This window comes from Dyadobacter sp. Leaf189 (genome assembly GCF_001424405.1).
Classification (GTDB): Bacteria; Bacteroidota; Bacteroidia; order Cytophagales; family Spirosomataceae; genus Dyadobacter.
Window position 1 is genome coordinate 141,792 of the sequence record NZ_LMPS01000004.1, and the last position, 26,638, is coordinate 168,429.

Below are 26,638 nucleotides of genomic sequence, written 5' to 3' on the forward strand. Positions count from 1 at the left end.
CTAAGTCGGTACCCAATAAACAATTTGTAAGTAAAATGCGAATACTAATTCATGGCATAAATTATCAACCAGAGCTAACAGGTATCGGTAAGTATACAGGAGAGATGGCCAACTGGCTTGCTGACCAAGGTCACGATGTCACTGTGATTACTGCACATCCCTATTATCCTGAATGGGAAGTGCATGATGCTTACAAAGGTAAATTGTGGTTTACTGAAAAGTTGAAAGGCGTAAGGGTGAGAAGGTGTCCGCTTTTTGTTCCTAAAAAGATCAATTCAATTAACAGGATTATTCATGAGCTATCTTTTACACTATCAACTCTTCCGTATTGGCTTAAAGTAATGTTTGAACGCAAGTACGACTTGGTAATTTGTGTATCACCTCCTTTTTATCTCGCACTGATACCATTATTATATAGCGCAGTTCGTAATTCAAGACTGTTGATCCATGTTCAGGATTTGCAAATTGATGCGGCAAAACAGCTAAACATGATTAAAAATAAGACGGCTCTTAATATCATGTTCAAACTGGAAAAGTTTCTTTATAAGAGAAGCTCCGCTGTTTCAGCAGTAAGTCAAGGAATGATAAGCAAGATCTCGCAAAAAGGAATACCAACTGCAAAATTGTTGATGTTTCCCAACTGGGTTGATGAAGATTTCGTTAGGCCGTTAAGCCCGGAGCTCTCGCTAAGAGATGAGTTTGGTATCGAGCAACAAAAAAAGGTGATCTTATATTCTGGCAACTTAGGAGAAAAACAGGGTCTCGAAGTGATTATCAAAATGGCGGAAATCTTCCAAAGTGATACGAATGTCCTCTTTGTAATCGTGGGTTCCGGAGGCGCCAAGAACAATCTAGTAAATCTTGCTACTTCTTCTAACTTGACTAACATCAAATTTTTCCCACTTCAGCCATATGAAAAATTGTCAGAGCTTCTTGCCATTGCCGATGTGCACCTGGTTTTGCAAAAAGGGAGTGCCTCTGACTTGGTGATGCCTAGCAAATTTACTGCAATTATGGCTGCCGGTGGCTGTGTGATTGTTACAGCCGCTCCGGGAACCTCATTACACCAAGTGGTTCAAGAAAATTCACTAGGCATAGTTGTAGGACCGGACTCAGACTCAGAGTTGGCCAGAGGTATTAAATTAGCATTGTCATCTGACCTTTCTATCTATAAGAGCAATGCGCGTAAGTACGCAAATCGATCCCTTTCTAAAACATCCATCCTTCGTGATTTTGAAAAAGCTATATTTCCTCCAAACCGTACCATGCATCAATAATGTAACTCGCTGAGCTTTTTTATTACTCGATTTGCCACAATCTCATATCCAAAATTATTCAAGTGAAGCCCATCATATCGCATGCTTTTTGGAAAAAGGCCACCGTCAATTTCAGCTAAGTCCTGTTCATTTGGATTGAAGCTGATTTCATCCATCTCTGCCTTTGTTGGCGCTAGCATCGACACATAATGATTACCATACTTCTCTGCAAGAGTATCATTCAATGATGTAATTCTTCTCTCTAGCATTGAGCCTCGTATGTCATTCATACCAGTTAAAACTCCTAGGATTAAGAATCTTTTCGGACTTGGAAGAAAATCTACACTTTTCTCGAGGCAAGACGTAATATCGGATTGGAAAGCTTTTCCGGTATTATTTCTACCTACCCATAAAATCTGCACCGCAGACCTTAGAGAAATTGCGTCGTTCAACGTAAAAACAGATTGCGCCGGCACTACTTGAGTCGTAGCTTTTTCAGGCTCCAAGGTGTACACTTCTTGAAATGGTTTTGATGAATTGAGGACAGTACGAACAATTTTACACCTCACTCCGGCCACTACCCCACTTTTCGCAATTCTCTGCGCAGAAGCATTTGTGGATAGAAACGGAATATTAATTTCGGTAACCTCAACTGGTGTAGAGCCTTTGAAAACATTGTCTTTAATGGAAATCGAGATTGGTAAACCACCTTGTCTAGCAACTATCGAGAACGAATTCTGACCACCAATAGCATTAATTACCACCCTGTAGCCAGGAAAGAATTTTCCAACAATCTTTCCATACGCTGTACCTCCGGCTCCCGCGGTCAGGCTATCTCCGAAAAACGCAAGTGTCTGGTCTGGTTTGATGTCCGGCGCAATAGCCTCAGAAGTAAGCAAAGCATTCTCAGCACTACAATCAGTAAACAAGCCTAATGATGCTATAGTCGCATACTTGCAAAACTTCCTCCTACTTGATAACATACAGTAATTGTCCATGCGATTCAATTTCTCTGGCAAGCATTCTTATACGGCATTACTCGTTAGTTCCCTTTTTACTTTTTTGTACACCAGCCTCTGAAGCATTGAAGTCTTTGAAACCAATTTGCTTCTTAACTTCATCGTTATCTATATGAAAGACAGAATTCCCTACATGCCTTAGTTGCGGATTCTTTAAAATATACGATCCACTAGCTCTCAGTGATTCAGGAGTTCTATCAACCACTTGGTTTGTACTCTTTGAACTACTCTTGGTCCAGATACAATTATTGCTTGACTTGATATTTGCCTGAGTCCACTTTCCAACAAAGACATTAGAAACCTTTCCTGAGACAATATTATTTCTAAATTCCATTGGCGAGTCATCTCCCAGTTTTGATAATTGTAGTTCACCCTGATCGCTATCTGCAAAAATGTTATTCGAAATAACATTGTTACGGCCGTAATTCAAGTGAAATCCTGTGCTACTACAATTTCTTGTTATGTTATTTTCTACTACTATCTCCGATGAGCCTTCGTCGAGATATATACCCCAGCCACCGTACCTTCTACCCTTAACATTGGTAATTACATTATTACGGATACGAGTACCACTGCTGGTTCCTAATGTATAAATCCCTCCCAAGTCGCTTAAAAGATTTCTACCCAGATCATGGACATTATTGTACTCCACAATATTTCGTGACGCAGCAGATTTCCCATAGCCCCATACCCATCCTACCGATATTCCTGTATATGCAAAATGCGAGATATCGTTATGTTGAATCAAGTTGTCACTCGCCTGGAAAATGATCACAGCGACTGATGAAGGAAGGATATATCCTCCCTTTGTAATTATATTGTTTACAACTTTGATATTGCTGGTAAGGTCATCTGGATTTGAAGAGATTGCCATTGTTCCTATTTTAACAGCACCACACCCAAGATTTGTGATACTGCAATTCTCAACTTTCCCTCCAACACAGGATTTTCTATACCAAATACCATTAAGACCCACGTTTTTTATCTCACAATTTATGAAGCTGATCTTGTCGGCGAAGTCAATTTGTATAGCAGCTTCAATGGGGGCAGCGGCCTGGATCGGCTCAATTCCTCCCGATGGTATTCTAAAACCAGAATATCTAAATGATAGATTCTCGAATGATATGTCATGGCTTTTTAAAGAGGCACTCTTCCCTTTGATCGTGATGAATCTATCAACCAGTGGGGCTATGCAGACTACCTGATTCATCTGCTCTCCTTCATAAGGGTAGTAGTATAGAGTATCATTTAAATCCAGAAACCATTCACCTGGACTATCTATAAATTCTCTTGCATTTTCTAATACAAGTCCGGTTTGCTCATTAAGTTTATTCCATTGCTTCATCTTCGCGCCTTTAACGACTAAGTCGCCGTTTTTAGCGTCTATTGCGTCCACCCGACGAACAGTATTGTCCCACTTATGGTAAAGCCTAGCGATGACCTGTTTGACCTCCTCGGCTGAGCTTCTTTCCAGAATATCGGTAACTTTTTGTCCCACTTCGATTACCTGACTGAATGTTTTTTCATGCGCTCCATCCTTTGCTGACGCAACTTCTTTAATATCAGTCGGTGTCAAAAGCCCCGAATTGGGATGTTGCGCCCTTGTTCGTCTCTGACCATTAATATATAGCTGTTCGAAACGTTTCTTGTAGCCCTTGATTTGTGGAACATGTACCTTCCAAAGCGCTCCCGTACCTTTCTGAAAACCCTTAATCTCATATCCTCCGGAAATCACTGGTTTCTCCGCTCCAATGCCTTTCACTATTAATGGGGAGTTGCTAGCTCCAAAGTCGCTCTCGTCCAATCTGATTGGCTCAGTAATAGTGTAGATACCACCTGAGACTAGTATTTGTGCTGAGTTTCCGCTGACAGTACCTTTACTTTTCTTAGCTAGCTCAAAAGCCCTAGTTAAGCTAGCCACCTCATCTCCCTTCTTACCCGAATTGGTATCGTTTCCATTTGTCGAAACGTAAATAGTCTGACAGAATACAGCAACAGGAGAAAAAACCAGTACCAATATTGATATGATTAAATTTGTTCGAAGACTTTTCATAGTTTTAATTAAAAAATCCAATTCACTTAGATGAACTATTTCAGATTTGGTAGACAGATGAGTTCCATTATTTTTGAGAGGGCAATCTTGTTTAAAATGCAACTCGCTAAAGTAGGTCTTAGCTGCTTGGTCTTTAGAAATTTCATGCCAGTACCTGTAGTAACACATAGTAGAACATTTGAAGTATAAGATCAACTTAATGATTTGCTAACTTGGAAGTGCTAGTACTTTCAGAAACTTGGCCTAAAGTACAATCTTTGTAGTACCAACAGACTTGATCGTTGATCAAGGTCACTCAAAATAATGCAATCTTAAACACGAATATTAAGGCGTGCTTTTTACCATTCACAATTATTCTTATGAAAATAAAAGTTTTAACATGTAAATATTTATATGTAATCCTTGCTATCTGCACCACGACAGGAACATCAGCTTCCAATTTCTCGGCTGACTCAATAGTGCAAAAACCTATCAGCGCCACTGTTGAAGTAAGTGCGTTGGTAGCGACTTCTTCAAGAACTCCGTTTTGGTTTCATGCAAATAAATATGGCTCCGTTCCAACATCCAACCCATTTACCTCATTAAATGCATCCATAACTCGAGAGTATAAGGGTAAACGTCTGGACTGGGGATTTGGCTTTCAGGGGGTTGCATATTTGGGCAAAAAAACAGGAGTAGTGATTCCCGAGGGATATTTAAAAGGCGGCTTTGGCAAGCTAGAAATCTGGGGAGGCCGACGAAAACGGATTATTGGTATAGTTGGGGACTCTACCCTCACGAGTGGCTCCTATATTCAATCGGGCAATAGCACACCAATTCCCCAGATCCAAATAGGATTCATGGAGTATGTCCCACTCTTCAAAGGATTGCTGTCTTTTAAAGGGATGATTAGCCACGGCTGGTTTGATAAGAACAAAATTGTAAAGAACCACTATCTGCACCAAAAAAATATCTATATAAAACTGGGAAAAGTCACTTGGCCAGTACGGGTAGCCGGAGGTTTCAACCACAATGTACAGTGGGGAGGCACCGTAGTAACGCCAAATCGATATACTGTAGGAAAGCATTATCCGTCAGAATGGATTGATTATTGGTATGTGTTCTCCGGGAAAAGAATACCTACTTTTGGATTCGTCGATCCGACTAAATATGATGTTATTGATAGAGGAAACAGAGTGGGTAATCATCTTGGCTCGCTAGACTTATCCGTCGAGGCAACCCTTGGTAGATCTGAATTAATATTGTATCGGCAGTTTATATATGACGACGGATCATTGTATTACAAAAAAGGATACAAGGATGGCCTCTACGGGTTAACAATGAAATTTAATTCTGAAAACATCGGGAGCTTTCGTATAAAAGCTTTTACTACAGAGTTACTCTATACACTAGACCAGGGAGGATCAACTTTCGCGCTTGATGGAACCCCGCGAGGGAGAGACGATTATTTTAATCATACGCAATATTCTGGATGGGTTTATTCAGGCAGTACAATCGGGACACCCTTTATTGTTCCGAAGGAACAAACTAATCCGAGTCTTCCAAGAAATAATGTATTCAGATTTTCGAACAATACTCGCACAAAACTGATTCATATCGCATTTATGGGCAGCATCAAAAAGACCGAGTTTATTGTGAAAGCATCCTATTCAGACAATCGTGGAACCTATGAAGCCCGCTTTCCTGACAATGCCGACCAATTATCACTATTTCTTGATACTAATATTCCTTTGCAGAGCAAACTTCTAGGTCAGTTGAATGTTCATGCAGGCCTTGCAGCTGACCTAGGTAAGCTGTACATGAATTCTTCAGGCGTCAAAATCTCAGTTGTTAAAACTATTTTCTAAATCTATGATCGTATTTCGAGATTGATGATCATGTGTAATATACCAGTCAAATTTCCACTTGCGTTAGGCCCAAATTATAAGAAAAATATAATTTGCTTTTAACGCACTAAAGTGTTAGACTTGTAGCTAATGTGACGCGGAACACCGGAATGTTCCAGCGTTTTTGTCTTAATAGCCTAGTTTTATGGTAATGATTCAATTATTAAAAAACCGGTTAGATTAGAGTATTCCGAATATCACTCAACGTTATATCATGAAAAATCACTATCCAGGACTTCTGCCGAAGGTCCATCTCTGGGTGGACATTGTTCTACTCAATTTCTCATTTTTTTCTGCCTACCTGTTTCGCTTTGATGGTTTCTCGGAGTTATTCCGAAATCAGTATATCAACTTGCTCCTGTTTGCAAATTTGGTATGGGTGCTTACCATTCACATATTAAAGACTTATCAATTTTCTCGCCTCTCCTATCATTTCAACACTCAACTTGGTAAATTTTTTAAAGCGTCCATTATCCACGCTGCGATAATCATGGCGTTTCTATACCTAAGTAAACAGGGGGAAGAGTATAGTCGGTATCAATTTTTGATGACCTACTGCCTATTCATAATCATGTCTATCCTGTCGAGGGCAGCTGCGGTCCTGTTTCTTAAGTTGTATCGAAAGGCTGGCTACAACTACAACCGCTTCGCAATTGTGGGTAAAGGAGCGCTGGCGTCATTGATACGCGAGTTTTATGGGGAGAGAAGAGAGTTGGGATATAGATATTATGGAATGTTTGAGTTATCTGAACAAAATCCAGTGCTGGCACTTGAAATGTTTGTGCGGGAAAAACAATTGGACTATGTGTATTGCTGCCTGAATGAAATCACCGATGACCAGGTTAGGGAGATTATCAAAATGGGTGAGCGTCAAAGGACACAGATCAGGTTAGTACCAGATTTCCGTGGTTTTATGACCAACATGGCTACTATCGAGTACCATGACATGTATCCTATTATACAAGTAAATACGAAGCCGTTTTCAAATTTCAATGAACAAACCGCTAAGCGTGCGTTTGACCTTGTGTTTTCCATTATCGTGATGGTCTTAGGTGCTCCAATATTTCTGATGGTATTTTTAGCTATTAAAATCACGTCACCAGGACCGGTATTTTTCAAACAGAAACGCTCGGGACGTTGGGGGGAAATGTTCTATATTTATAAATTTAGAAGCATGTATGTCGATGCTGATAAAATGGGGCTTAAACATTCACAAGGCGATGATGATCCAAGAATTACCCCAATTGGTCGTTTTTTAAGAAAGTCGAGATTAGACGAACTTCCACAGTTCATCAATGTATTGAAAGGTGAAATGTCGGTTGTTGGTCCCCGACCACTTTTCAAGTATGATGTAGATATGCTTATGGAGGCCGAACCGCATGAGTTTCAACGTCTGCTTACCGTAAAACCAGGTATTACATCAATTGGACAAATCAATGTTGGCTATGCCGATACAATGGCGAAGAATGTTGAACGCCTCAAATATGATCTTCAATACTTAAAGTCTTATAGCGTTTTCAATGATGTATTGCTCATATTTAGAACAGTTCAGGTGATGATCTTAGGTCGCGGGCAATAAACTTTTGTAGTACATTCCAATACTCGCCTGGTCAGATATCTGACCAGGCTTTTTTATAGGTTTTGAGCTTGTACACTTATATTTGAAGCCGGTATCACAAACAATAAAAATTTCACAACATGAAAATCCTCGTCCTCGGCGCGTCTGGCCAGCTTGGTAGCTGCCTTAAAAAAGTATCCGCAGAAAGAAATATCGGAGACATCTCATTCCCGTCAGAAGAGGCAGGGAATATATTAAGTGAAGAATTGCTAAATCAACTCTTTTCTGAGGAAAAGCCGAAATACGTAGTTAACTGTGCTGCCTATACCGCAGTTGATAAGGCTGAGGATGATCAGGAAACCTGCAGGAAAGTAAATCGTGATGGAGCTGCCAATATCGCGGCCGCTTGCCGAAAATTCGGTGCAACGCTCGTGCACATTAGTACTGACTTTGTATTCAAAGGAAATGTAACAGGCCTGTTAAGCGAAACCGATCCGGCTGAACCCGAAAATATATATGGGCTAACCAAGCTTGAAGGAGAAGCAGCAATTGCCGAGATCCTGCCGGAGCATGTTACAATCAGGACAAGCTGGCTGTATTCTGAGTACGGCAACAATTTTGTAAAAACAATGTTACGACTGGGGAAAGAGCGTGATCAGCTCGGTGTGATAGTGGATCAGGTAGGCTCTCCCACTTATGCTATTGACCTTGCCGGAACAATCCTGGATATCATAGAGTCGGATAAAAGAAGCTATGGAATTTTCCACTACAGCAACGAAGGTGTAACCTCATGGTACGACTTTGCTAAGGCCGTCTTTGACATCAGCGGAACAAAAGTTAAGCTTAACCCCGTGAAGACCTCTGAATACGTAACTAGAGCAGTGCGTCCCGCTTATTCTGTTATGGACAAATCAAAAATCAAGTCCACCTTCGAAATTGAAATACCTTATTGGAGAGATAGTCTGGCAGTTTGCGTTGACAGACTCACCCTGCAATCATAATTTAGAAAAACAGGTCTTTGCGGATAGAAAGCATTGCGCCAAAGGCATCGTCAAATAGTTTACCCTGATCTAATGACAATGCCGCATTGATAGTTGAGCCGCCAAACAGCCTTGTAGGCTTAGCTATTCCAATGATACCAGAAAATTGGTAAGTCTTGCTGGGAAGAGGGGCATCGTAAGTTCCCTGATTGCTTGACAGTGACAATTTAGTTGTCCATGTAGCATCATTGAAACTGCCCTTCATTCCTAGATGCGTGACCCACACGCGATTATTATTGGTAAAAAAATCCGCATAACGCGGCCAGTTATTGTCTGTTTGCGGTGTAATGAAGGGAGTACCTATTCCACGGCCGAAGTAAGACCAGCCGTCTCTTACCTGGGCGTTATTGAAGTAATCGTCTTTTCCGCGGATCTGGTTTCCGTCAACTGCCTCACTGCCTCCCTGACTTTTCGTATATAGTAGTTCCAAAGTTAGTTTCTGCAGAGAGAATACCTTGTGCTCGGTGTTCTTCATCGTGAAAGTGACGCCATTCAGACCATCCTTCACGTTATTTAAATAGAACAGCGAGCCGTCTTCTACAAGGCTTTGCCGGTAAAAGAAAACGTTCACTGCTTTGAAATTTAACTCAAGACCGGCATCAATACTGGCTACATGATTTCCTATTCTGTTGGTCCGGTCGAAGTCAGAAATCCCATCGACTTTCCCCAGGGGTTTTGCTCCTGAAATAACATACCAGTATTTGTCAAACCCATGCGGCATTTGCCCGTCCACCGTAAAATACGGGCTCTTTCCACCCCATTGTACCGCGTGATTAAAACCACCGTGTAGCTGCAAAAGCCCATTTGGCTTTCCGATCCGTACGTAAAGTGCTTTGTTGTGCAGTTTTAGCTCGCTCGTCACTGGTCTGCTGTTTTCCAGCCAGCCGTCGGAATAAAAGCCTTTGAAGTAGAAGAAGTTCTTGATCAGCGGTACGTAATTTTCGAAGCCGATCTGGATCTTTGGAATGGGTAATGCGTTACCTGACCACATATACGCGCCCGTCCCAAGCTCGTGATCGTTGAAGCCGACATACTGCTTACGGCGGCCCACAGTCAGCTGAAAGTTGCCCAGCGCGATCCCCGCATAAGCTTGCGGAATCAGCAGCTTACTGTACTTGCTCACATTGCCGACCACCTCTGCGCCATACGGCAGCGTCCATTTCAGCTTCTTGCTTTCATCTTTTGTCAACACACTTCTGCCTTCCACTCCCACCCTCGGACTGAAAACCTGTCCTGTGATCGGTACAACGCCCCATTGATTGGCATGGAGCCAGAAAGGGGTACGCGACGCGGTAGATCCATAAGCAGCCAGTTCAACCCACGCTTTCCCCTGTGACTTTGTGGCGATCGTATCCTCCGGTGCAATCTGTTCGATCGGCAGCGCAGACGATGCAACAGAAAAACTGCTGTTAAAAATGGCGGTGAATGCCAGCGTGTAGAAGATTGATTTCAAAGAGCCTGATTTTTGTAAATCCATTAACAATAGCAAATTAGACGTTGAGTTCTTAGATTCTAACTGCAAAAGTTAACAAATAAATTGAAAGTACATCAATGCGGCGCGATAAACTCGTAGGTTCCTGAGCCCACCTCCACAAGTGTGTACCCCTGTTCTTTTCCCAAAATCTTCACCTGTTTCGATTGGTTGATTTCGCGGCTATTCACAAAAATCTGACCTTCGCTGAATCGCGGAATGTATATCCGGGCTTTTGTATTCACAGGTACTACAACCTTCATCGTGAGTCCGTTCTGTGTTTTTGCCCATTCAGAAACGATCATCCCGTTCATTGTCCGCAAACTGGCTGCAAGCCGGCTGATACCCTCCCGCCCCATTCCGTCGGGTGCGATCTCGGGCCGGATGTCAAACTCCGCAAAGCCCGGCCGGGTAGCTTTGATACCCGCCGCATTGCCGAACATCCACTCACAAACCGCGCCGAATGCATAGTGACTGAACGAGTTCATTGCCGCATTGTATTTGAACCCATCTTCTTTGGTAAAGCTGTCCCAGCGTTCCCAGATGGTCGTAGACCCGTTTTCAACTTCAAAACCCCACGACGGGAATTCCTTGCTGAGAAACAGCTTGTAAGCCATATCAGAATAACCGGTAGCCGAAAGCGCCGGGAGCAGCGGCTTAGCCCCCAGAAAACCTGTCGCCAGCTTTCCGCCATTCTCCCTCAGCAGCTCAGCCAGCCTATCTCCTGATTTTTTCATTTCAGCTGGATCAATGATATTCATATAAATCGCATTTGCATACGCAGTCTGGGTGTGACCGGTAAAACCAAGTGCACCATCCACATAACCTGCACCATCTCCGTAGGCTTTCTGATCACATTTAAAACGGCCTTCTGAGTCGGTATAATGCGCCAAAACCGCCTTTCTGACTTTCGCCGCAGTTGCTGTAAAATGCTGTTTGCCTTTAATATTGCCGGTTGCCTCCGCCATTTCGGACATTAAGTCGGCGCAATACGCATAGTAAAAAGAAGCCAGCAGATCAGGCGGCGTTTTCTTGCCAAATGAAAGCCAGTCGCCAAAACCGCCTTTGGGATCAATATCAGCAAATGCATTTTCCTTGAAAACGTATGCTCCATTACTTCTTTTTTCCAAAAAATCCATGAAGGCTGTCATATAAGGCCAGCCCTGGCTGATCATGCGCGTATCGCCGTAAGCACGATAAATCTGGTATGGACAGATGATTCCCGCTTCCATCCAACCGGGTGAAAAGGTGTCGGTTTTGCGCAGGTCCGGCGCAGGAGCGTAGAGTGGATAGGCGCCGTTTTCACGCTGACCATCGTTGAGGTCTACTACCCATTTGGTAAAAAATGAAGCAACATCGCGGTTAAAAGTGGCTGATTTTACGTAAACCTGCGCGTCACCAGTCCAGCCAATCCGCTCGTCACGCTGCGGACAGTCTGTGGGAATGTCGATGTAATTGGCGCGCTGCGTCCAGTCAATATTGCTGTAAAGCTGATTGACCATCGCATTATCTGTTTCAAATGTGCCTACTTTGGGAGTATCTGATCCGATCACAAGTCCGGTCAGCGTTTGACTATCGGGTGCCTGCCGAAGGCCATTGATCTGGACAAACTGAAATCCGTGGAATGTAAATTTCGGCTCCCAGATTTCTCCATTCGGGTCACCTTTGAGTATGTAAGTATCAGTGGCGCGCGCCATTCGTAAATTCTCAGTCATCAGTCTTCCATCAGGATGCAGCTTTTCGCCAAAACGCAACTGTATGGTATCTCCTGCCGCGCCTTTGACTTTCAGCCTGACAATACCCGCGAAATTCTGGCCCATATCCATAATGTAAGAGCCGTCAGGCCGCCGATTTGTTGTTTTCACCGCAATTGTTTGGGTGATCCGCACCGGCGGACCTGGATAAACCTGCAATTTCCGCTCTGGCTTATCCGGGAATACCTGCGCTGGTTTCCATTTCTGATCGTCAAAACCCGCTGTATTCCAACCTTTTTCTTCCAGGCGGGCATCGTAAGTTTCTCCATTCAAAAGATCAGATTCCAGGAGCGCACCCTGACTCGCTTTCCAGCTTTGATCGGTCACAAGCGTCTCGCTGGTTCCATCCTGATAGCTGATTTCAAGCTGGGCTTTCAGGAGCGGCACTTTACCGTAAAATGCGCGCACCACGGGATTTTGAACCAATAATGAATAACCAAGATACCCTGCGTACCAGCCGTATGATAGCTGCGCAGCCAGTGCATTGGCACCGCTTTTCAGATTACTTGTCACGTCGTAAGTCTGGTAGTAAACCCTCTTATCATAATCCGTCCAGCCGGGCGTCAGAAAAGCATCCCCTATCTTTTTCCCATTGATTGAAAATTCATAAAGACCGAGCGCCGTCACGTGCAGGGTTGCCCGTTTGATCGCCGGCTTAACCTGCACCTTTTTCCGCAGGTAAGGCGCTGGCGGTAGATGGTACACTTTGCCTTTTCCCAGGTGATCCAGGTCCAGACCGATCCACTCAGCTTTCCATTCTGATTTATCAAGCAGCCCCATTTCCCAGCGCGCCACCTGGCTCCACGGACCAGCGACGCCGTTCTTATCCCAGCTGCGTACTTTCCAGTAGCATCTCTGCCCTGATTTCAGCGGCTTTCCGGCATATTCAACCTGGTAAGTGGCGCGGGAAGCTGTTTTTCCTGAATTCCAAAGATCTGCCTTGCTTTCGTTAAGCGCATTTTGAGAACTGGCGACAATGATCTGGTAAGCCGTTTGCAGCTGGTCTGACTGGTTGGAGGAAAGCTCCCAGCTCAGCCGGGGCGCGGGTACATCCGTAACCGGATTTTCCTTGTATTCGCACCGTAAATAGGAGGCAGTGAGCCCGGCAGCTTTCATTCCCGTGGCAGTAACCATAATTGCTAATGCCAAAAAGTATTTTTTCATAAGATAATAGAAGAACTAACCTGAATTAGCGAAGTACCTTCACCCCTTTCGGCGCGTCGATGGAAGATTTAATGCTGCCGTTTGCCTGCTTTTCGTGCCGGATCTTTACAATGCCCATTGGCGTGGGATAAGTACCTTCCGCCCAGGCAAGATCACCCAGGTTGGGTTTAATGCGGATCGTCTTGCAGCCGGGTTCAACGATACTTACACCCAAAACATGCTCTGAAAGCCAGGAAGTTGGTCCCGACGCCCATCCGTGACAAAGACTGTGGCGCAGGTTTTTGTAACAATAAGCGCCAAAATCGCCGTGGATATCATCTTTCCCTTCAGGTACCAGCTCGTCAATAGGCGCTGCGTTCCTGGTCCAGGCCAGATCAAAATCTTCCCAGAAAGTAGTAGCGCCCATATCCAGCATGCCGCCCCAATAGCTGCGTATACAGTCCAGCGCGCCGGCATAGTCTCCTGCCTTCGCTTTGGCTTGAAGCATATAGTACCCGTAAAAGGTTGAGAAACGCTCGCAGCCGCCTTGTGCGATCACGTCTGCATTGGCTTTCTGCGGATCAACAAGTCCGGCCATAGAAAGAAGAGCGGCCGCTTGTTTGGAACCGTTTATTTCAGGTACATATAGTTTAAGCTGAGCAGCTGTGGATTTGCATTTGGAAGCCTGCACAGGCTCGTCCAGTATGGTGCACAGCTCAGCACCTGCTTCGAGCGTCATCACCATCATTGCGTGCAAGCCGGCGTGAATACCCTGCGGATTCTCGCTGGAAGGCCAGTCCAGGAAACGTGTTCCATCCAGGTTTTCTTTATTGTCTTTTGTTTTTTGGATCAACAAATCCAGCAGACCAACCAGGTACTTTTGCTGCTTGCGTAAATATTCAAAATCACCCTGGTTTTTATATAAATCCCTGTGAATCAAAACCCACCACATGGAATAGGCACTGATCCCGTTCATCCAGCCCGGCAGCGGCGTAATGTCGCGCGCCTGGTCGAGTGACTTGGCTACGACTTCATTTTTACCAAAAACCGTATTGATCGTCATTACTTCCGGGTGCATATCCCCTACCCACACCAGCCGGTCGCGTTTGATCCCGTCCCAGAGGTATTCCTGCATATTCAGGTGCACGGTGTAAGCGCCTACATTCCAGATCTCGTTGATCCTGTCGTCGCTTGACCTGAATGAGCCCAGATAAGGAATATCCCTGAATTCGAAAACCGCCCGGACCTCTTTCAGCTGCAATTCCCTGTTGGGATCCACCAGATCAATGCGTGCAAAACGGAAACCGGAGTTACCGACCTGCATGCTGCCGAGCCAGGGCACTTCTATCACAAAATCGCGCATTGCATGATCGTTCGTCGCGCCCGAAACCGTGTCTATATCCGACATCGCCTCGCTTACTGACTCTCCAAAACGGATTCGAATGCGGATCGGCTTCTTATTAGCCGGCTGGTCGGTAATGAGCTGAATGCCGCCTTGAATTTCTTTTCCAAAATCAAACAGGATACCCGGCTTTTGTTCCCCATTACTGATCATCCTGCAATAATTCTGATGCACCAGGTCCGCCTGCCCCGATCCTTTCACCAGCAGTTTTTGAGCATCTATGACGCTGGTTCCTGTTTTGTCAGAACTCCACACGATCCGCTGCGGCGTGAGGTAATGCTTTACACGGGAATCTTTCTGACTCTGATAAGTCTGGTCAAAAATCGGTGGAAGGTTCTGCGAATCTGCCGTTTGCGCAAAAAACAGTAGCGCTGACCCCAGCAATGGAAAGTACTTTTTGAACATAAAGGCTTAGGATAGATTGTAATATTGCAGGAAAATAAATGATTATAGTTTTACAAACTAGCCTGTTGTGTCCTGCTGCCCGCGCCGCATTCGGGCACTATACGCTAAAAGCAGTTAAAAACCGTTACAATTTTGTCAGTGCTGCTTTTACCTCTAATTTTGACGCACCGCCTAAACCACCCAGGCCATGAATGTGAAGGAAAACAACCCGCGCGACGGACTTCCCCCGTTTGTCAATAGCTGGCGACAGCTCTATATCGTGATGATCGGCACACTGGCTGTGTTGATCCTGCTCTTCTATCTTTTTATGAGACACTTTCAATGAACTACCTTGACTGGATTGTACTTTCCCTTACATTAATATTTGTTGTTTGTTACGGAATATACCGCAGCCGCCAGAAACAGACGGTTGACTCTTTTCTGCTGGCAGGACAGTCAATGCCGTGGTACCACGTGACATTGTCGCTCATGGCCACGCAGGCCAGTGCCATTACATTCCTTTCGGCACCCGGACAAGCTTACACAGACGGCATGCGCTTTGTCCAGTTCTATTTCGGACTGCCGCTGGCGATGGTAGTGCTCTGCATTACATTCGTCCCGAAGTTCAGTAAGCTGAAAGTTTTTACCGCCTACGAATTCCTGGAAAGCCGTTTTGATCTTCGTACCCGAGGACTTACTGCCTTTTTGTTTTTATTACAACGCGGCCTTTCCACCGGCCTTTCCATTTACGCACCTTCACTGATTCTGTCTGCGATCCTGGGCTGGGATATTACCTGGACCAACATTATATCCGGCGGTATTGTAATGCTATACACGGTAGCCGGCGGCTCGCAGGCAGTATCTCACACGCATTTGCAGCAAATGGGCATTATTACTGTCGGGATGGTGGTAGCCGGCGTAATGGTCGTCAAGTTCCTCCCCGAAAATGTGTCCTTTTCCGACGCGGTGCACGTAGCCGGTAAAATGGGCAAGGTTAACCTGATCGATTTCAGCTTTGATCTTAATAACCGATATAATGTATGGTCCGGATTGATCGGTGGCTTTTTTCTGCAACTCTCCTATTTCGGTACCGACCAGTCGCAGGTGGGCAGATTCATGACCGGCAGCTCCCAGGGACAAAGCAAGCTTGGGCTGGCAATGAACGGGCTTTTAAAAATACCGATGCAATTTCTGATCCTGCTTGTCGGCGTACTTGTTTTTGCATTCTATCAGTTCAATACCCCGCCGCTGTTCTTTAATCAGACTGTTGTGGATAAGGTGAAAACAAGCCAGTATGCTGCCCAGTACCAGGAGCTGGAAAGAAAACATGAGCAGGTCCAGGGCGAAAAGCGGCCTTACGTGATGCAGCTGACCAAGGCTTTGCGGGAAGACGATCATAAAGCGATCCGTGAAAACGGGGATATGCTGGCTGCAATGGACAAGAAAGTCAATGATCTGAGGGCAGATGCCAAAACGCTGCTCTCCAAGGCAGACGGTAGCGACATCAACGATGTAAACTACATTTTCCTTCGTTTTGTGATCGACTACCTGCCCGTAGGAATGGTCGGGCTGCTGATCGCGGTGATATTACTGGCTTCAATGGGCTCGGTGGCATCAGCCTACAACTCGCTCGCTTCCTGTACTGTTGTTGATATTTATAAAAGGATGATCCGGAAAGACAGTGATGACCGCGACTATGTGAAAGCTTCACGCTGGGCTACGTTTTTCTGGGGTGTCTTCTGCATTTTCGTTGCCCAGTACGCTTCCCGGTTAGGCAGTATGATTGAGGCGGTTAACATTCTGGGTTCCCTGTTCTACGGGGTGATCCTCGGCATTTTCCTCGTTGCATTTTATTTCAGGAAAATCGGGAGCCGCGCGGTGTTCTGGGGTAGTGTACTTGGGGAGATATTCGTGGTGATAAGCTATATGACAGAGCTGACGGCCTTTTTGTGGCTGAACCTCATTGGCTGCGTGCTGGTGATCACATTCGCGTGGATCATCGAGTCTATCTGGCCTGAGCCTGCCCGGCAGTCCGCTTGATAACTCATTCCTGACGCATTCAGCACAATTCCCTTTTTTTATAAAATTCTTTAAAGAAAATGCCGCTTATAGCGGCTTTTTCCACTCTAGGCTTGAAACTATTCTTACGCTTTAATCCTTAATAAATGCAATTGGGTTGTTTGGAAGCTTTTCCCCACCCCTTCTATGTAACCGTTTGTTACAAGATTTTACCTTAATGTTTCCCAGTATGTTGCCGCATTTCTCCTTCCTTCTAAGGTTTGATCTGCTGTTTGTACCCGCAGACAGCTGACGACATTCAGCTCGTGTTAGTACAATCCAGTTTGCAGATCACATTATCTTTTTTATTCAAAATCATTTACTAAATGAAGTATTGGTCAAAGCCACAAAAACTATTGCGTTTGGCAGTTGGCTCGGCAGTCCTGTTATTGAACTCTTTTCACGTACTTATTGGCCAGGCGATTACGAGGCCAGCCGATCAGGCGCCCGTACTTGAACAAGCCACATTGCAGGATGTTGTTGCCTACGCAATCAAGAACCAGCCTGTTATCCAGCAGTCGCTGATTGATGAGCGCATTACCGAAAACCAGATCAGAAGCCGCCTCGCCGACTGGTACCCGCAGATCAATTTTAATTACAATCTGCAGCACAACTTTATCGTGCAAACCAGCATTATCGCGGGAAACCCTGTTAAGCTTGGTGTGAAAAACATTTCTGCCGCACAGTTTACCTTGTCGCAACAGATATTCAACCGCGATGTATTGCTCGCCAACCAGACCAGGCGCGACGTGCAGCTGGCGGCTAGTCAGAATACGGCCAACAATAAAACAGACCTTGCCGTAAATGTTTCCAAAGCGTTTTACGACGTAATAGCCACTTCCCAGCAGGTTGACGTGGCCGAAGAGGACATTATCCGCCTGGAAAGAAGCTTGCGCGATGCCGAAAACCAGTACAAGTCAGGCATTGCAGATAAAATCGACTACAAAAGGGCTACGATCTCCCTCAACAACACCCGCGCCAACAAGAAAGGCAATGAGGAGATTTTGAAGGCAAAAATTGAGTATCTCAAATCCCTGATGGGCTACCCGCTCGACAAGGCGCTTAATATCAGTTACGATACCCTGCAAATGGAGCGGGACGTCATGATGGACACCTTGCAGAGCGTGGATTTCACGACGCGGATAGAGTACCAGATCCTTTCTACCCAGCGCAAGCTGCAGGAGGCCAATATCCAGTATAACAAATGGAGCTACCTGCCTAACATTTCTTTGAACGGGGCATATAACCTGAACTTTCAGAATAACCAGTTTACCGATTTGTATAGCAAAAACTACCCTAACTCTTTCGGGCTCCTGACATTGTCACTGCCGATCTTCCAGGGAGGCAAGAGAAAAGCGAATCTGAGGCAGGCCGAATGGCAGCTGAGAAGACTGGACTGGGATGTAAAAGGACTTCAGAACAATGTTAATGCCGAATACGCAGCCGCACTGGCCAACTACAAAGGCAACCTGACCGACCTTTTGGCGCAGAAAGAAAATGTGGACCTGGCGCGGGAAGTGTATGATGTGATCCAGCTTCAATATAAATCGGGTATCAAGACTTACCTGGAAGTAGTTACCTCAGAAACGGATCTGAGACTAGCGAGGATCAACTATTACAATGCGCTGTATCAGGTACTTGCCAGCAAAATCGATGTGCAGAAAGCGCTCGGACAGATCAACTACCTCTAAGCAACCGACCCTATAACAGATATCAATAGAAATTACCCAGTTATGCTCAAAAGTACCATGAAATATTATCCGGTTGCAGCCCTCCTACTCATCGTAGCGGCTTGCGGAAAAAAAGACCAGCAGCAACAGCAGGCTATGCAGCCACCGGCGGTAGCAGTTAAAATGGAGCAGGTGACTACCACGGAAGCTTCTTATTATGACGAGTATCCCGGCACAGTTGTGCCATTGAACGAAATAGAGCTGCGCCCGCAGGTAACAGGCTTTGTCACCGGCATTCATTTCAAAGATGGCGCGAGGGTTAAGAAAGGCCAGCTGCTCTACTCGATCGACGCGCAGCTTTATAACGCCAACTATGATCAGGCGGTTGCTAACCTGAATGTACAGGAAGCCAACCTGGCCCGCGCACAAAAGGATGCAGACCGTTACCACGAGCTCGAAAAAAATGACGCTGTCGCCAAACAATTGGTGGACAATGCAGACGCGGCGCTTGAAGTAGCAAAAAGACAGGCAGAAGCTGCCAAAGCGAATATCAAGGCGGTGCAGACAAGCGTGCGGTACACTCAGGTACAAGCTCCGTTTGATGGTGTGATCGGCATTTCGGCCGTTAAAGTTGGCGCTGCAGTATCTGCCGGGCAGACTATCCTGAACACCGTTTCTACCGACAACCAGCTTGCAGTTGACTTCAATGTTGACCAGAAAGAGATTTACCGTTTCTCGACACTGCTGAAAAATGCTAAGTCCAGCGATTCCACTTTTACATTGAAATTCGGCGCTGACATTTATCCGATACCCGGAAAGCTCGCCTTACTGGACAGAGCAGTGGATCCGCAGACAGGTACTATCAAAGCCAGGCTGGTGTTTGCCAATCAGGATAACAGCCTGCGCGCCGGCATGAGCGGAACAGTGCGCGTGCTCAACAATGCGGCTGCCAAATCCGTGGTGATCCCGCACAAAGCCGTTACCGAACAACTCGGCGAGTTCTTCGTGTACGTGGCAGGCGACAGCAGCAAGGTAAGCCAGCGCAGGGTTACCCTGGGAACCGCAATCGGCTCCAATGTGATCGTGAAGGAAGGACTTAAAGAAGGAGAAAAAATCGCTGTTGAAGGCGTGCAAAATCTGAGAGAAGGAGCAGTTATCAAAGAAGGTAATTGATCCGGTCCTCTTATCGCATTTAATATAATCCAGTAAAAATGATTGCAGATATTTTTATAAAAAGACCCGTCACAGCCATCGTTACCTCCGTGGTACTGGTTCTGGTGGGCCTGATCGCCCTGACGATCCTGCCGGTGGCGCAGTACCCCGACGTGACCCCTCCCACCGTCACCGTGAGTGGTAACTTTACGGGAGCAGATGCCCAGACGGTCGAGCAAACTACCACGACGCCCATTGAAACACAGATCAATGGTACGCCGGGTATGACTTACATGTCAAGTAACTCGACCAGCAGCGGGCAAAGCAGCATTAACGTTGTTTTCGACGTGGGTACTGACGTAAACATTGCCGCATTGGACGTGCAGAACCGGGTGAGTGTGGCTGAGCCTACATTGCCAGACGCGGTTAAGCGCCTCGGACTTACCGTGCGGAAACGCCAGCCGAGTATCATGATCGTTCTGGCCTTGTACTCGCCGAACGGTACCCACGACGCACAGTTCATCGGTAACTATGCCAACATTTACCTGAAAGATGCATTACAGCGTGTAAAAGGAGTTGGTGATATCGTATCCAGAGCAGATGATTTTGGTATGCGTATCTGGCTGGATCCCGACAAGCTGGCCAATCTCCGCATGACACCCGCTGATGTTTCGGCTGCATTGGCCGAGCAAAACTTGCAGGTTGCTGCCGGTACCATTGGTGGAAACCCGCAGCCCGGCACGCAGACATTCGAGTACAGTGTACTGACAAACAGCCGTTTAAATACCAAAGAACAATTTGACAACATCATCGTTCGCGCCTCTCCTGAAGAAGGAAGCGTGGTGTACCTGCGTGACGTGGCGCGTGTCGAGCTGGGTAAGTTTGACTATGCATCCAATGCATTCGTACAAGGTAAGCCGGCTGCTTTCGTGTTGATCTATCAGGCGCCCGGTGCCAATGCATTGGCGACTTACGACGGTGTGATGAAGGCTTTGCAGGAAATGAAAAAGACTTTCCCGAAAGACATCGACTACGTTATCCCTAATGAAACTGCCACCGTGGTACGGGTATCTATTGAGGAGGTACTCAAAACCTTCGGTGAAGCGATGATCCTTGTGGTAATCGTGGTGTTCCTGTTCTTGCAGAACTGGCGGGCAACTTTGATCCCGATCCTCGCGATCCCCGTTTCGCTGATCGGTACCCTGATATTTTTCATTCCGTTCGGTTTTACGATCAATACCCTGACATTATTTGCATTCGTACTGGCTATCGGGATTGTCGTCGATGACGCGATTGTGGTGGTCGAGGCCGTGCAGCATTATATTGATGAGAAGAAAATGTCGCCGAGAGAGGCAACGATCCAGGCGATGAAAGATATCTCCGGGCCCGTTATCGCGATCGCATTGATCCTTGCAGCAGTGTTTGTTCCTGTAAGCTTTGTCCCCGGGATTGTAGGAAGGCTTTATCAACAATTTGCGATTACCATCGCGGTTTCTGTATTGCTTTCTGCATTTGTTGCTTTGTCGCTGACACCGGCCTTGTGCTCGATCATGCTGAAACCTTCCAAAGGAGCAAGTGACAAGAAAAATGCATTGGAGAAATTCTTCGATCGGTTCAACAGGTGGTTTGATAAGGTATCCCTCGGCTATACACGTGGTGTTTCCAAATGGATCAAAGCTACGCCGCTCGTGCTGGTCATGATGGTTTGTTTGTTCGTAGGTCTTTTCTTTTTGTTCAAAAACAAACCTTCCGGATTTATCCCTGTGGAAGATGAAGGCCGCCTTTTTGTAACTTATGAAATGCAGGAAGCGACGTCGACAACACGTAACATTGCGATGCTTAAAGAAATCATGAAACGCATTGGTACTATTCCTGAGGTACGCGTTTCAGGTGGTCTGGCTGGTCTTAACGTAGTTAGCTTCTCAAACAAATCCAACGTAGGTACCCTGTTTTTGAGCTTGCAGCCGTGGGCTGACCGTAAAGGAGCCGAACACCACGTGCAGGCTGTGATCAAGCAGATCCAGCAGAAAACTGCCGACATTAAAGAAGCAAGGGTACTGGCTATTGCGCCGCCCGCGATCCCAGGTCTCGGTGCTACCTCCGGTTTCACATTCCAGTTGCAGCAGTCTACAAGTACCGACAACATCCAGCAGTTTGAAGGCGTCATGCGCAGCTTCCTGGGCGAGGTCAACAAACGCCCTGAAATCGCGATGGCTTATACTTTCTTCAATGCAAGGACACCAAGTTATCAGATCGATGTAGATCGTGAGAAAACCAAAAAGTTGGGTGTAAGGGTATCTGACGTATTCAGTTCGCTCTCGACATTACTGGGTAGCAGCTATGTGAACGATTTCAACCTTTACGGCCGTAACTTCCGCGTGATGGTGCAGGCCGACAGCAGTTACCGGTCTTCTCTTGATAAAATTCAGAAGTTTTACGTGCGTAACCAGGCCGGGAACATGATCCCGCTGAGTGCGCTGGTTACATCCAAAGTGGTAGAAAACCCTGCATTGATTTCTCACTATAACATTTACCGTTCAGTCGAGATCAATGGTACGCCCAAGCCGGGTTACAGCTCGGGCCAGGCAATTCAGGCTTTGCGCGAAGTTGCCCAAAAGTTGCCGGCAGGTTACAGCTACGAATTCTCGGGTATGAGTAGCGAGGAGATTAAAGCGGGCGACAGTACCACCACGATCTTCGCTATTTCGATCGTGTTCGTGTTCCTGTTCCTGGCTGCGCTCTACGAAAGCTGGTCTATCCCATTCTCGGTTCTTTTCGCTGTACCTATCGGGGCATTCGGATCAATCCTGACGCTGACCTTCCTTCCGAACCTGTCTAATAATATTTACGCACAGATCGGTTTGATTACACTGATCGGTCTCGCCGCCAAAAACGCGATCCTGATTGTCGAATTTGCGAAAGAGCGCGTCGACCATGGAATGGAACTGGTAGCAGCTACGCTGGAAGCGGTACAGCTGCGTCTGAGACCAATTATTATGACCTCGCTCGCATTTATCCTCGGGGTACTTCCGCTTGCATTTGCGAGCGGCGCCGCAGCCGAGTCACGCAAGACAATTGGCTGGACCGTGTTCGGCGGGATGCTTGCCGCTACTTCGCTGGCAATCTTCGTGGTACCTGTCTTGTTTGTTGCCATTGAAAAGCTGGCAATGGGCAAAAAAGGGCACCAAAAGAAAGACGATGGTACTACACCAGCCACTGAGCCGGCAGCAGTCTGATCAACCGGCATAATATTTTAAAACGGAGCTTTGAGGGTCAACTCAGAGCTCCGTTTTTTTATTACCTTTTCAAAAAAGATTTCGAAAGCAGTTTATGTACGTAAAACAAGTATTTTCGATCTGGCGGCTGCTGAGAGGCATCTGGGCCGGAGTCCTCGCAGTGACAGTCTACGCAACCCTCGTTTTTTATCTTTACAGTACCAAAAACTGGTACTTCCTCTCCTTTCCGATCTCCATTATCACCATTCTCGGTACAGCACTTTCATTGCTGCTCGGTTTCCGGACCAACTCCGCTTATGACCGCTGGTGGGAAGCCCGCAAAGTTTGGGGCGCGATCGTAAACGACAGCCGCACGCTGGTCCGCCAGGCGAGCGCATTCATCAATACGGAGCGGAATGAGAAAGACGAGGCTGTATCCAACCTGGCACATCTGCAGATTGCCTGGTGCTACGCGCTGGCCAATTCGCTGCGCAGAAACCAGGTGCTTGTGTACGCCGACCTGCATTTGAGTGCAACAGAGCTGGATTACGTATCAAGTCAGGACAATGTTCCGAATGCGATCCTGAACCTGATCCAGTTTAAAATGGCAGAGCTGCACGAGCAGGGGAAGATCCCCACTTTACTTTATCAGAACATCGACGATACCATTCAGCGGTTGTGTAACTCCATGGGAATGTGCGAGCGCATTAAAAACACGATTTTCCCAACCCAGTACAGCTTTTTCGTATTGCTGGTCATATTCATTTTTACGTTGATCCTGCCGATGGGCCTCGTGGAAAGCATCGGCCGCATTGCGATACCGATCACTTTCGTGATTTCCTTTCTCTTCTTCTACGTGGAATGGATCGCTTATATCCTGCAAAATCCGTTTGAAAACGGGCCAAATGATATTCCGATGACTTCATTGTCGCGCACGATTGAGATCAATTTGCTGCAACTGATCGGCGCTGAAAAAATACCTGAAAAGATCCTTCCGAAGAATGGAATTGTAATGTAGCCGCCGGTTATTTGTGTATCCAATAGCGGGGACCCTGATTAGATTCAGACTGATCCTGCATTTTACACATTGACAGGTGTTATCCGCACAATCTCAGTTTTTACAGCCTCTATGCTGCTTGATCTTTGCCATGAACCAAACTTTTGAAGTATGAAATCATGGAGATCATGCTGGCTTGTCTCGCTTCTGCTTACCGTAGCGCTGAATGCAAATAGTCAGATCTTACTGCTTGAAAAAGGCGCAAACCGCTTTTTGATCAATGAAAAAAATGCGCAGCCGCGACTCGATCTGATCATTCAAAGCTTTACCGAACAGGAGAAACGCGAAGTGTCCGGCTATGCGGTTATTGACACCGTTACCAAACCTACTTACATTTTCTCCAAACCAGGAGTTTATCATGTTAAGGTTGGCAGAATGGCCGAGCGGCTGATTCCCGTGATCCGGAATGCCGACAAATTGGAAGCAGGATACCAGGTTTTGTTGGACGGAAAAGCCCCCAGCTTTGATCAGCGCAGCAATGCAGTGAAAGCGTATATGCTTGGTGGTGAACAATGTGCTGCCGCACCGGCATTACCATTCGGCCCGGATAGCATAACACTCTCGCTTCTGGATTCTTCCGGTAAGCTACTCAGTGAGCTCAGAATAGCCTTACACTATCCCAAACCTGAACTGTTTTATGTAAATATCCAGGCAAGCGGGAATGCCAATCCCGCGGATACCACCGAGCTGCGCCGGTTTATGCACTTCTTCAACAGAGCTCCCAACAGATACTCCAAGCCGAACGCAGTTCCTGACAGTCTGTCGATCGCAGAGAACGAGCTCTTCTTTGGTTTCAAAAAAGCTTACTACGACGGGAAGATCCAGCCAACGCGCATCCGCTACCGCATTGGTCCGAAGGGTAAATGGATAGGTACCTTCAAAGAACTGACGCCATTTATTGCACTGAAACAATCCAACGAAAACTGGACCTGGCTGATCGACGGCAATTATGAGCTGCAATATGCATACAGTGCGGAGCAAAAGAACTTTGGCACATACCCTTTCGCAGTAGACCATCACTGGCTGAATAGCATTGCCTATAACAGTCAGTTATTGATCTTTATCCCCATCGCATTGCTTGCAAAGCCCTGGCTTGCACTGGTGATTATCAGCGGCCTCATTTATCTCTGGTTCCGGAGCAGATTGAGGAAAAGCAGGCAGCAGGCGGCCAAAACAAACCTGGAATTGCAATCCATTCAATCGCAGCTCAATCCGCATTTCATTTTCAATGCATTAGGCTCACTGCAGGGATTGATTAACAAAAATGAGATCGACCGCGCGAATACCTACCTCTCCGGTTTTAGTAAGCTGATGAGAAATACACTCACGCAATCTGAAAAAGATATGGTGCCACTCTCGGTTGAAATCAGCAATATTGAAAATTATATCAAACTGGAACAGCTCCGGTTTGGCTTTACTTACCAGATCCTGGTCGCGCCAGAATTGGGCAACGTGCAAACCGAAGTACCGCCGCTGTTAATCCAGCCTGTCGTAGAAAACGCCATCAAACACGGCATTTCTGCATTGGGCGCTCATGGACAGCTCACGGTATCATTTCAAAAAAGCGGAACGGAACTGATCATTGAAGTGAAAGACAATGGAAGCGGGTTTGACATTTCCCGCAAAAGCGGCGGAAAAGGACTTGGTCTGACGCGTGAAAGAATCAAGCTTCTGAACAAGCAGCGGCGTTTGATCAGCATGCAAATCGAGTCGGATAGCAATGGGACCCGGATTACGATAACTCTTAAACAGTGGCTTTGATGCAGGCAGTAATCATTGATGATGAAGTTCATAATGTCGACAATCTGATCGCATTGCTTGCGCGGTACTGCCCGCAGGTGATGGTTGCCGGCCACGCAGGAAATGCAGACGATGGAGCAGAACTCATCCTGTCTGTCAAACCGGACATTGTTTTCCTGGATATTCAAATGCCCGGTAAGAATGGGTTTGAGATGCTTAAAATGCTGCCCAGCCACCATTTCGAGCTAGTATTTGTGACAGGTTTCGATCAGTACGGCATTCAGGCGATCCGCTTTTCTGCATTGGATTATATTATGAAACCCATTGATCCGCAGGAACTTCAAACGGCTGTACAACGCGCACAGCAGAAGATTGACCAGAAAATGCAAAATGTGCAGGTGAAAAACTTAATGGACCTGCTCGTGACATCGCGCCAGAGATCAGAACATAGGATCGGGCTTTCTTCTGCCAAAGAAACGAGGTTTGTAAAGGTTTCCCAGATTGTCCGCTGCCAGGCTGAAAACAATTACACGATTTTCTTTCTGGACGGAGGCGAGCAAATGCTGGTGTCCCGACCGATGTTTGAGTACGACGAAATGCTTTCCGGTTACGGATTTCTGCGCCCGCACAACTCGCACCTGGTTAATCAAACTTACATCAAAAGCCTTATTAAAGAAGATAGCGGCTATCTGGTGATGGAAGACGGCGCCAGAATTCCTGTTTCACGGCTGAAAAAAGACATCGTCAAAAAGGCGCTTTCCGGATAGCATTTGATTTTCC

General features: G+C 46.2%; 17 protein-coding genes. 12 read left to right on the top strand and 5 right to left on the bottom strand.

All coding sequences use genetic code 11. The features are described 5' to 3' along the window. The first annotated feature begins 35 nt into the window (after positions 1-35). On the top strand, positions 36-1,277 hold the full coding sequence (locus tag ASG33_RS09945; RefSeq protein ID WP_056283832.1) for a WcaI family glycosyltransferase: 1,242 nt from the start codon (positions 36-38) through the stop codon (positions 1,275-1,277). Here ASG33_RS09945 and ASG33_RS09950 read toward each other — a convergent pair. Together ASG33_RS09950 and ASG33_RS09955 are read right to left on the bottom strand one after the other, a co-directional pair. Then, positions 1,271-2,254 carry an SGNH/GDSL hydrolase family protein gene (locus tag ASG33_RS09950; protein WP_157474686.1) on the bottom strand — a complete coding sequence of 328 codons (984 nt, stop codon included), beginning with the start codon at positions 2,252-2,254 and terminating at the stop codon, positions 1,271-1,273. The two genes, ASG33_RS09945 and ASG33_RS09950, sit on opposite strands and share 7 nt — an antisense overlap. Positions 2,255-2,291: 37 nt before the next feature. Next, positions 2,292-4,496 (bottom strand): right-handed parallel beta-helix repeat-containing protein, encoded by a 2,205-nt coding sequence (locus tag ASG33_RS09955; RefSeq protein ID WP_056283837.1) that lies wholly within the window; start codon positions 4,494-4,496, stop codon positions 2,292-2,294. 191 nt (positions 4,497-4,687) lie between these two features. Between ASG33_RS09955 and ASG33_RS09960 the strand changes: the two genes are divergently transcribed. From ASG33_RS09960 to rfbD, 3 genes are all read left to right on the top strand, one after another. Beyond that, positions 4,688-6,175 carry a capsule assembly Wzi family protein gene (locus ASG33_RS09960; protein ID WP_056283840.1) on the top strand — a complete coding sequence of 496 codons (1,488 nt, stop codon included), beginning with the start codon at positions 4,688-4,690 and terminating at the stop codon, positions 6,173-6,175. A 253-nt stretch (positions 6,176-6,428) separates the two neighbouring features. Further along, on the top strand, positions 6,429-7,793 hold the full coding sequence (locus ASG33_RS09965) for a sugar transferase (RefSeq protein ID WP_056283844.1): 1,365 nt from the start codon (positions 6,429-6,431) through the stop codon (positions 7,791-7,793). Between the two features lie 119 nt (positions 7,794-7,912). Continuing rightward, a complete protein-coding gene (rfbD, locus tag ASG33_RS09970) occupies positions 7,913-8,773 on the top strand; it encodes a dTDP-4-dehydrorhamnose reductase (protein WP_056283846.1) in 861 nt (286 codons plus the stop codon). A gap of 1 nt (position 8,774) precedes the next feature. Here the strand turns inward: rfbD and ASG33_RS09975 are convergent, their stop codons facing one another. The 3 genes from ASG33_RS09975 to ASG33_RS09985 all read right to left on the bottom strand — a co-directional run bounded on the left by ASG33_RS09975 (position 8,775) and on the right by ASG33_RS09985 (position 14,987). Beyond that, the gene (locus tag ASG33_RS09975; protein WP_056283849.1) at positions 8,775-10,289 is read right to left on the bottom strand and encodes a capsule assembly Wzi family protein; all 1,515 of its coding nucleotides are present in this window, start codon (positions 10,287-10,289) and stop codon (positions 8,775-8,777) included. Between the two features lie 71 nt (positions 10,290-10,360). Then, complete coding sequence (locus ASG33_RS09980; RefSeq protein WP_056283853.1) at positions 10,361-13,201, bottom strand: alpha-L-rhamnosidase; 2,841 nt, start codon at positions 13,199-13,201, stop codon at positions 10,361-10,363. A 25-nt stretch (positions 13,202-13,226) separates the two neighbouring features. Further along, a complete protein-coding gene (locus ASG33_RS09985) occupies positions 13,227-14,987 on the bottom strand; it encodes an alpha-L-rhamnosidase C-terminal domain-containing protein (RefSeq protein WP_082489176.1) in 1,761 nt (586 codons plus the stop codon). A 187-nt stretch (positions 14,988-15,174) separates the two neighbouring features. On the opposite strand from ASG33_RS09985, the gene ASG33_RS25940 reads away from it, so the two are divergent. From ASG33_RS25940 to ASG33_RS10020, 8 genes are all read left to right on the top strand, one after another. Next, entirely contained in the window at positions 15,175-15,312 is a 138-nt protein-coding gene (locus ASG33_RS25940; protein WP_200942751.1) for a hypothetical protein, read from the top strand. After that, entirely contained in the window at positions 15,309-17,006 is a 1,698-nt protein-coding gene (locus ASG33_RS09990; RefSeq protein ID WP_056283855.1) for a sodium:solute symporter, read from the top strand. The genes ASG33_RS25940 and ASG33_RS09990 overlap by 4 nt, the downstream gene beginning before the upstream one ends. Positions 17,007-17,350: 344 nt before the next feature. Next, entirely contained in the window at positions 17,351-18,715 is a 1,365-nt protein-coding gene (locus tag ASG33_RS09995; protein WP_056283859.1) for a TolC family protein, read from the top strand. A 42-nt stretch (positions 18,716-18,757) separates the two neighbouring features. Further along, positions 18,758-19,867, top strand: a complete 1,110-nt coding sequence (locus tag ASG33_RS10000; protein ID WP_056283862.1) for an efflux RND transporter periplasmic adaptor subunit — start codon at positions 18,758-18,760, stop codon at positions 19,865-19,867. A gap of 38 nt (positions 19,868-19,905) precedes the next feature. Further along, positions 19,906-23,082 carry an efflux RND transporter permease subunit gene (locus ASG33_RS10005; protein WP_056283865.1) on the top strand — a complete coding sequence of 1,059 codons (3,177 nt, stop codon included), beginning with the start codon at positions 19,906-19,908 and terminating at the stop codon, positions 23,080-23,082. Between the two features lie 94 nt (positions 23,083-23,176). Then, entirely contained in the window at positions 23,177-24,079 is a 903-nt protein-coding gene (locus ASG33_RS10010; RefSeq protein WP_056283868.1) for a bestrophin family protein, read from the top strand. Positions 24,080-24,229: 150 nt separating this feature from the next. Next, entirely contained in the window at positions 24,230-25,879 is a 1,650-nt protein-coding gene (locus ASG33_RS10015) for a sensor histidine kinase (RefSeq protein WP_056283871.1), read from the top strand. Further along, positions 25,879-26,625: a LytTR family DNA-binding domain-containing protein gene (locus ASG33_RS10020; RefSeq protein ID WP_056283874.1), complete on the top strand. Its 747-nt coding sequence runs from the start codon at positions 25,879-25,881 to the stop codon at positions 26,623-26,625. The genes ASG33_RS10015 and ASG33_RS10020 overlap by 1 nt, the downstream gene beginning before the upstream one ends. Positions 26,626-26,638 lie beyond the last annotated feature (13 nt).

What these genes read in the sequence shown, in the direction of transcription:
- ASG33_RS09965 (WP_056283844.1), top strand. Translation starts at nt 6,429, where the DNA reads ATGAAAAATCACTATCCAGGACTTCTGCCGAAGGTCCATCTCTGGGTG.
- ASG33_RS09950 (WP_157474686.1), bottom strand. Translation starts at nt 2,254, where the DNA reads ATGGACAATTACTGTATGTTATCAAGTAGGAGGAAGTTTTGCAAGTAT.
- ASG33_RS25940 (WP_200942751.1), top strand. Translation starts at nt 15,175, where the DNA reads ATGAATGTGAAGGAAAACAACCCGCGCGACGGACTTCCCCCGTTTGTC.
- ASG33_RS09955 (WP_056283837.1), bottom strand. Translation starts at nt 4,496, where the DNA reads ATGTGTTACTACAGGTACTGGCATGAAATTTCTAAAGACCAAGCAGCT.
- ASG33_RS10020 (WP_056283874.1), top strand. Translation starts at nt 25,879, where the DNA reads ATGCAGGCAGTAATCATTGATGATGAAGTTCATAATGTCGACAATCTG.
- rfbD (WP_056283846.1), top strand. Translation starts at nt 7,913, where the DNA reads ATGAAAATCCTCGTCCTCGGCGCGTCTGGCCAGCTTGGTAGCTGCCTT.
- ASG33_RS09985 (WP_082489176.1), bottom strand. Translation starts at nt 14,987, where the DNA reads ATGTTCAAAAAGTACTTTCCATTGCTGGGGTCAGCGCTACTGTTTTTT.
- ASG33_RS09995 (WP_056283859.1), top strand. Translation starts at nt 17,351, where the DNA reads ATGAAGTATTGGTCAAAGCCACAAAAACTATTGCGTTTGGCAGTTGGC.
- ASG33_RS10015 (WP_056283871.1), top strand. Translation starts at nt 24,230, where the DNA reads ATGAAATCATGGAGATCATGCTGGCTTGTCTCGCTTCTGCTTACCGTA.
- ASG33_RS09980 (WP_056283853.1), bottom strand. Translation starts at nt 13,201, where the DNA reads ATGAAAAAATACTTTTTGGCATTAGCAATTATGGTTACTGCCACGGGA.
- ASG33_RS10000 (WP_056283862.1), top strand. Translation starts at nt 18,758, where the DNA reads ATGCTCAAAAGTACCATGAAATATTATCCGGTTGCAGCCCTCCTACTC.
- ASG33_RS09945 (WP_056283832.1), top strand. Translation starts at nt 36, where the DNA reads ATGCGAATACTAATTCATGGCATAAATTATCAACCAGAGCTAACAGGT.
- ASG33_RS09960 (WP_056283840.1), top strand. Translation starts at nt 4,688, where the DNA reads ATGAAAATAAAAGTTTTAACATGTAAATATTTATATGTAATCCTTGCT.
- ASG33_RS10010 (WP_056283868.1), top strand. Translation starts at nt 23,177, where the DNA reads ATGTACGTAAAACAAGTATTTTCGATCTGGCGGCTGCTGAGAGGCATC.
- ASG33_RS09990 (WP_056283855.1), top strand. Translation starts at nt 15,309, where the DNA reads ATGAACTACCTTGACTGGATTGTACTTTCCCTTACATTAATATTTGTT.
- ASG33_RS09975 (WP_056283849.1), bottom strand. Translation starts at nt 10,289, where the DNA reads ATGGATTTACAAAAATCAGGCTCTTTGAAATCAATCTTCTACACGCTG.
- ASG33_RS10005 (WP_056283865.1), top strand. Translation starts at nt 19,906, where the DNA reads ATGATTGCAGATATTTTTATAAAAAGACCCGTCACAGCCATCGTTACC.